A 5,445-nucleotide genomic window follows, 5' to 3' on the forward strand; every position below is an offset into this window, starting at 1 on the left:
GCATCCCGAAGGATGCTGGCACTTCATCAAACGCCCACACTTATCGACTGTTGATTGTTAAAGATCGTATTCGGTACTGCCTTGCTGCATCCGGCGAATCGTTTTGTTCGTCAGCAGCAGAGGAATGAGATTATGCAGTGTTTCGCTTACCTCGTCAACTCCATCTTTTTCTTCAGTGCACTCGGCATGGCCGTTTATACAAGTTTAATCCGTTGATTCTATTAAACTTTTCGTGCGCTGCAGAAGCAGGACGCGAACTATAGCAAACCCTCCGCCCCGAGCGCAAGAGGCGTCCGTCGCTTTTTGTACGATAGGCTAGCGGATGGCCGGTACCAGCTGCCCGAGAATGGCATGCGCCGCCTCGACGCGCGCCGGAATCGGGTAGTTCTTATTCGCCAGCATAACGATACCGACCCGGTGCTCCGGTACGAACAGCACATAAGCGCCGAACCCGCCGGTGGCGCCGGTCTTGTTAAAGAGCGTCCCGCGCGGCGGCGCCTGCGGCGGCTCGAGCCTGGTAACGGCATTGAAGCCGCGGCTCATCTTCTCGGAATTCCCGGCCTGCAGCTGCGCCAGGCTCACCGGCGCGCGGTACTGCTCCCAGCCGAGCCCCTGCACGGTGTCGCCGACCCGGAAGTAGCCGGCGTGGGTGCATTCCAGCGCCTGCCGCATCGGCTCATCGAGCCGGGAAGGATCGATGTTCTCCTGCACGAAGCGGATCATGTCGGCGGTGCTCGACTTCACGCCATAGGCTTCCGCATCGAAGACGCCGGGATTGACCCGCACCGGCTTGTTCGCGCTGTTGTATCCCCAGGCGTAATCCGCCATCGACGCGGCCGGCACGCGGACATGACTGTGCTTCAGGCCGAGCGCAGGGAACAGCTTGCCCTCGACGGCATCGGCAAAGCCCATATGCAGGGCCAATGCCGTCACATGTCCGAACAGGCCGATGCTCGGATTCGAATAGCGGCGCTGTGTCCCCGGCGGCGCGTCCGGTCTCCAGTTGCGGAAGTAGGCCAGCATCTGCGCATCGTTGGTGACCTCGTCCGGAAACTGCAGCGGCAGGCCGCCGGCCGTGTAGGTGCCGAGTTCGAGCAGGCTGGCGCGGTCGATCGCACTCCCCTTCAGCTGCGGCATGAAGCGGCCCGGATGGTCGTCGAAGGACAGCTTGCCCTGGCCGTGGGCATAGCAGCCCAGCGTCGCGGCGAAGGTCTTGCTGACCGAGCCCAGCTCGAACAGCGTGTTCTCGCTGACGGGAATGCCCTTCTCCTTCGATGCCAGGCCATAGTTGAAGAACATGGCATGTCCGTCGACAGTCACGGCGACCGCCATCCCGGGCACGTCGTGCTGCGCCATCAGGGGCCGGATCGCGCGGTCGACGGCGTCGCGCACGGCGGCATCGGAGACATTCGCGGCGCGGCCCGCGAACGGCAGAAGGCAAAGACCGGTCAGGGCGAGGCGCCCGATGGCTTGCAGACGGATGGTCAAGAGAATCTCCCGTTGATGGTGACGCGCCAGTATAGGCAGGGCCATACCGCCGCAACCAGCACCGCCGTCACGGCGCGCCGGCGTTTCGTCACATCGCCGACTTCAGCGCATGCAGATAGCGTTCGCTCACCGCCACCGCGGCGCCGCTACGCAGCGTCAGCCGGTAGCTGCCGTCGCCGACGGTCTCCAGGCGAGCGATCTGGCTGCGCCGGACGATCGCACTGCGGTGCACGCGCAGGAAGTCTTCCGGCGCGAGCAGCGCTTCCAGGCGGTTCAGGGTGATACGGTGCAGGACCGTGCGACCGTCCAGATGCAGCTCGACGTAGTTGCCCGCCGATTCGACCCACAGGATGTCGTCCACGCGGATCTGCTCGATGCGGCCGACCGAACGCACATTGATGCGCTGCAGTCGCTCCACGGCCTTGTCCGCACCGGCATCGACGTAATCGCGCAGGGCCGCGCCGTAGGCTTCGCGCTGACGCTGGCCCAGCATGGCGCCGATGCGTTCGACGGTCTGGGCCAGGCGCGCGTCGCTCAAAGGCTTGAGCAGGTAGTCGAGCGCGTGCACCTCGAAGGCGTCGACCGCATGCTCGCTGTAGGCGGTCACGAAGACGATCAGCGGCGGCTCGCTCATGCGGCTGACTTCGCGCGCGAGCACGAGGCCGGATTCGGCCGGCATCTGGATATCGAGGAAGATCACATCGATCTCCTGGGCAGCCAGTGCCGTGCGCGCGGATGCGGCGCCGTCGCACTCCGCCATCAGGCGCCAGTCGGCATGTGCGCCCAGGGCCAGGCGCAGGTTGGCGCGGCTGGGCGCTTCATCGTCGACGATCAGGTAACGCACGCTCATCGCTCAGTCCCTGTCCAACGGCAGGCGGACCTCGGCCACGAAGCGGCCGTCTTCCACGCTGGTGACCAGCGAGGCGGTCGGATGCATCAGCTTGAGCCGTTCGCGCGTATTCGCCAGCCCGAGCCCGGCGCCGGGGTTCGGCGACGCCTGTGCGCTGACGGGATTGGCGACGCGGATGGCGAGCGTCTCGTCGTCCTGCGCGAAGACCAGGCGGATGTCGCTCGGCCCCTGGTGGCAATCGAGATCGTGGCGCAGCGCGTTCTCGATCAGCGGCTGCAGCAGCAGCGGTGGACACTCGACTTCGTGCAGCAGCCCGCCCTCGCCGTCGATCCGCATCTGCAGCCGGTCGCCATAGCGCAGGCGCTGCAGATCCAGGTAGTCGCGCACGAACTGCAGCTCGGCGGCGACGGTGACGGTATTGCGCACGCTCGCCGACAGCGCGTAACGCAGCAGGTCGCTGAGGCGCTCGATGCCGCCGAGGGCGAGTCTGCGGTCGCCGTCGCGCACCAGGGCGCTGATCGCGTTCAGGGCATTGAACAGGAAGTGCGGCTCGAACTGGGCGCGCAGGGCCAGCATGCGTTGCTGCTCGAGGGCCAGGCGCAGGTTGAGCATATCGGTCTGGCTGCGCTGCCAGGCCAGTTCGCGCTCGCGTGCCTGGCGCCAGTAATGGATGGCGAGGATGGCGGCGAAGGTGCCGGTGGTCGAGAACCAGCCGACCAGCAGCATCTTCATCAGCAGCAGGCGGGCATCCTCGAAGCTGCCGACGTGGAGGTAGCCGCGCAGCCAGGCCATATAGGTCCATTGCGCGGGCTGGAACAGGAACACGAGGCCGAAGAACAGCGCGACCACATTGCGCGGCCGGGCAATCAGGGCCGGCCAGCGCGCGAGGATCAGGCTGAGTCCCGCGCTGAGGACGATCAGCGGCACCGCATACTCGATGAACCAGGTCACCAGCAGGGCCGGATAGTGGCTGTCGACGCCGACACGCAGGTTGTCGCTATAGGTCTGCAGGGCGCCGAGGGCGCTGATGGCTGCCCACACCAGCACAGCCATGGCGATGGTCCTGGTTGCGGGCGGCGTGCGCGGAAGAGAGAGCTGCGTCATCGGAAAAGTATAGCAGCGGCCCGGTTCGCCGGATCGGCCGCGGCGGCCGGCTTCATCACGCGGATGCGGGGTTTCGTCACCGCCCTGCTGCCACGGTGGCGGACCGCTTGCAGAATCGTCCAGGCCTCATTCGAACCCTCTTCACTTTTGTCCGCACATGAAAAAAACCATCTGCCTTGCCGCCGCCATTGCCTTCGGCGCCTCCATGAACGCCGCCGCCGCCGACTGGTTCGCGCCCCAGGATCCCTTCCCCTTGTACGGCAACAGCTACTATGTCGGCACCGGCGGCATCAGCGCGGTGCTGATCACCTCACCGGCCGGCCACATCCTCATCGACGGCGGCCCGACCGGCGCCTCTGACCAGATCGCCGAGCACGTGCGCCGGCTCGGCTTCAAGGTCGAGGACATCCGCTACATCCTGAACGGGCACGAGCACTTCGATCACGCCGGCGGCATCGCCGCCTTGCAGAAGCTGAGCGGCGCGACGGTACTGGGCAGTGCGCCATCCGTGGCGGTGCTGCGGTCCGGCCAGGCCGACAGGCGCGACCCGCAATATCCCAACCTGGAAGCGATGACGCCGGTCGCCAACACGCGCAGCGTGCGTGACGGCGAGGTCGTGAGACTCGGACCGCTCGCGGTCACGGCCCACTTCACGCCCGGACATACGATGGGTGCGACCAGTTGGACCTGGCAGTCGAGCGAAGGCGGGCGGACCATGAACATGGTGTACGGCGACAGCCTGGCCGCGGTGGTTGCCGATGGCCTGAGCTTCAGCCGGAATGCGCTGTACCCGAATGCGCGGGCGGATATCGAGCGTTCGATCGCCACCGTCAAAGCCCTGGATTGCGATGTGCTGGTGAGCTCGCATCCGGAGGCGAGCGAGATGTGGGAAAAGAAGGCGAAACAGGCGGCGCTCGGCAATGCGGCATTCGTCGCCCCCGAGGGCTGCCGAAAGTATGCGGCGAAGGCGCGGGCGATGCTGGCAAAAACACTGGCTGCGGAAGCTGCGAAAGCTGCGGAAGCGCCGTCCGCCTATCGGCTCGACGACACCGAAGTGCGCGACGTGCACGCACGGGCGCTGAACCGCGATTACCAGGTCTTCATCGCACTGCCGGAATCCTATCGTTCGTCGGATCGCCGTTATCCGGTGCTGTTCGTCACCGATGCCGCTTACGGTTTTCCGGTCACGCGCAGCATCGCCCAGCGGCTGGCCAAGCATGCCGGCCTGGAGGAAGCGATCGTGGTAGGCCTGTCTTACGCAAAAGGCGACAGCGCCGTGTTCAGCCGGCGCCGCGATTACACGCCGTCGATGCCGCGCACACAAGGGTATGTGTCGGAAACGCCGGGACGGGCGGTGGCGTTCGGCGAGGCGGAGGCATATGGCGGCTTCATCGCCGATGACGTGTTTCCGCTGATCGCGTCGCATTATCGCGCGGACATGCGCCGCAAGATCTTCGTCGGCCATTCCTACGGCAGCCTGCTGGGCCTGCAGCTTCTGCTGAGCCGCCCGAAAACCTTCGAGCATTACATCCTCGGCAGTCCCTCCTTGTGGTTCGACCGCGGCGTGATGTTCGATCGCGAAAAGGCGTATGCGAAGGGGCACAAGGATATGCCGGCATCGGTATTCTTCGGCATCGGCGGGCGCGAAACGCTGGCGGCCGGGAAGACGCGCTCACGGAATGAAGAGGATGCCGATATGGTGGCCGATTTGAGGGAATTCGATGCGGCGCTGAAAGCGCATCGCTATCCAGGATTGGCGACGCATCTGGAAGTCTTTGCGGACGAGGATCACGCAAGCGTATTCCCGCTGGTGCTCACACATGGACTGCGGGCGTATCTGAAACAGGCGCGCTAGAAAAGCAAAAAGCCCGCTCAAGGAATTGAGCGGGCTTCTGCGAATAATTAGCCTGACGATAACCTACTTTCACACTGGTTGCAGCACTATCATCGGCGCAAAGTCGTTTCACGGTCCTGTTCGGGATGGGAAGGGGTGGTACCGACTT

Annotated in this window: 4 protein-coding genes and 1 rRNA gene; 1 reads left to right on the forward strand and 4 read right to left on the reverse strand. The window is 65.0% G+C overall.

The window, feature by feature from the left end; all coding sequences use genetic code 11:
- Window positions 1–315: 315 nt before the first annotated feature.
- The 3 genes from ampC to AB4Z32_RS27325 are packed head-to-tail and all read right to left on the reverse strand — an operon-like array spanning window position 316 to window position 3,391.
- Window positions 316–1,533: a class C beta-lactamase gene (ampC, locus tag AB4Z32_RS27315; RefSeq protein ID WP_442124963.1), complete on the reverse strand. Its 1,218-nt coding sequence runs from the start codon at window positions 1,531–1,533 to the stop codon at window positions 316–318.
- A gap of 43 nt (window positions 1,534–1,576) precedes the next feature.
- Window positions 1,577–2,338 carry a LytR/AlgR family response regulator transcription factor gene (locus AB4Z32_RS27320; protein WP_442124964.1) on the reverse strand — a complete coding sequence of 254 codons (762 nt, stop codon included), beginning with the start codon at window positions 2,336–2,338 and terminating at the stop codon, window positions 1,577–1,579.
- Between the two features lie 3 nt (window positions 2,339–2,341).
- A complete protein-coding gene (locus tag AB4Z32_RS27325) occupies window positions 2,342–3,391 on the reverse strand; it encodes a sensor histidine kinase (protein ID WP_442124965.1) in 1,050 nt (349 codons plus the stop codon).
- A gap of 208 nt (window positions 3,392–3,599) precedes the next feature.
- Here AB4Z32_RS27325 and bla point away from each other — a divergent pair, with 208 nt between their 5' ends.
- Complete coding sequence (bla, locus tag AB4Z32_RS27330; protein WP_442124966.1) at window positions 3,600–5,297, forward strand: subclass B3 metallo-beta-lactamase; 1,698 nt, start codon at window positions 3,600–3,602, stop codon at window positions 5,295–5,297.
- A gap of 50 nt (window positions 5,298–5,347) precedes the next feature.
- Here bla and rrf read toward each other — a convergent pair.
- Window positions 5,348–5,445: ribosomal RNA gene (rrf, locus tag AB4Z32_RS27335) — 5S ribosomal RNA — on the reverse strand; the annotation flags it as partial.

The sequence above is a fragment of the Massilia sp. 2TAF26 genome (assembly GCF_052115005.1).
Classification (GTDB): Bacteria; Pseudomonadota; Gammaproteobacteria; order Burkholderiales; family Burkholderiaceae_D; genus Telluria.

Bases quoted from the DNA above. Each gene is read 5' to 3' on its own strand.
- ampC (WP_442124963.1), bottom strand. From the start codon at position 1,533: ATGGCCCTGCCTATACTGGCGCGTCACCATCAACGGGAGATTCTCTTG.
- AB4Z32_RS27320 (WP_442124964.1), bottom strand. From the start codon at position 2,338: ATGAGCGTGCGTTACCTGATCGTCGACGATGAAGCGCCCAGCCGCGCC.
- AB4Z32_RS27325 (WP_442124965.1), bottom strand. From the start codon at position 3,391: ATGGCTGTGCTGGTGTGGGCAGCCATCAGCGCCCTCGGCGCCCTGCAG.
- bla (WP_442124966.1), top strand. From the start codon at position 3,600: ATGAAAAAAACCATCTGCCTTGCCGCCGCCATTGCCTTCGGCGCCTCC.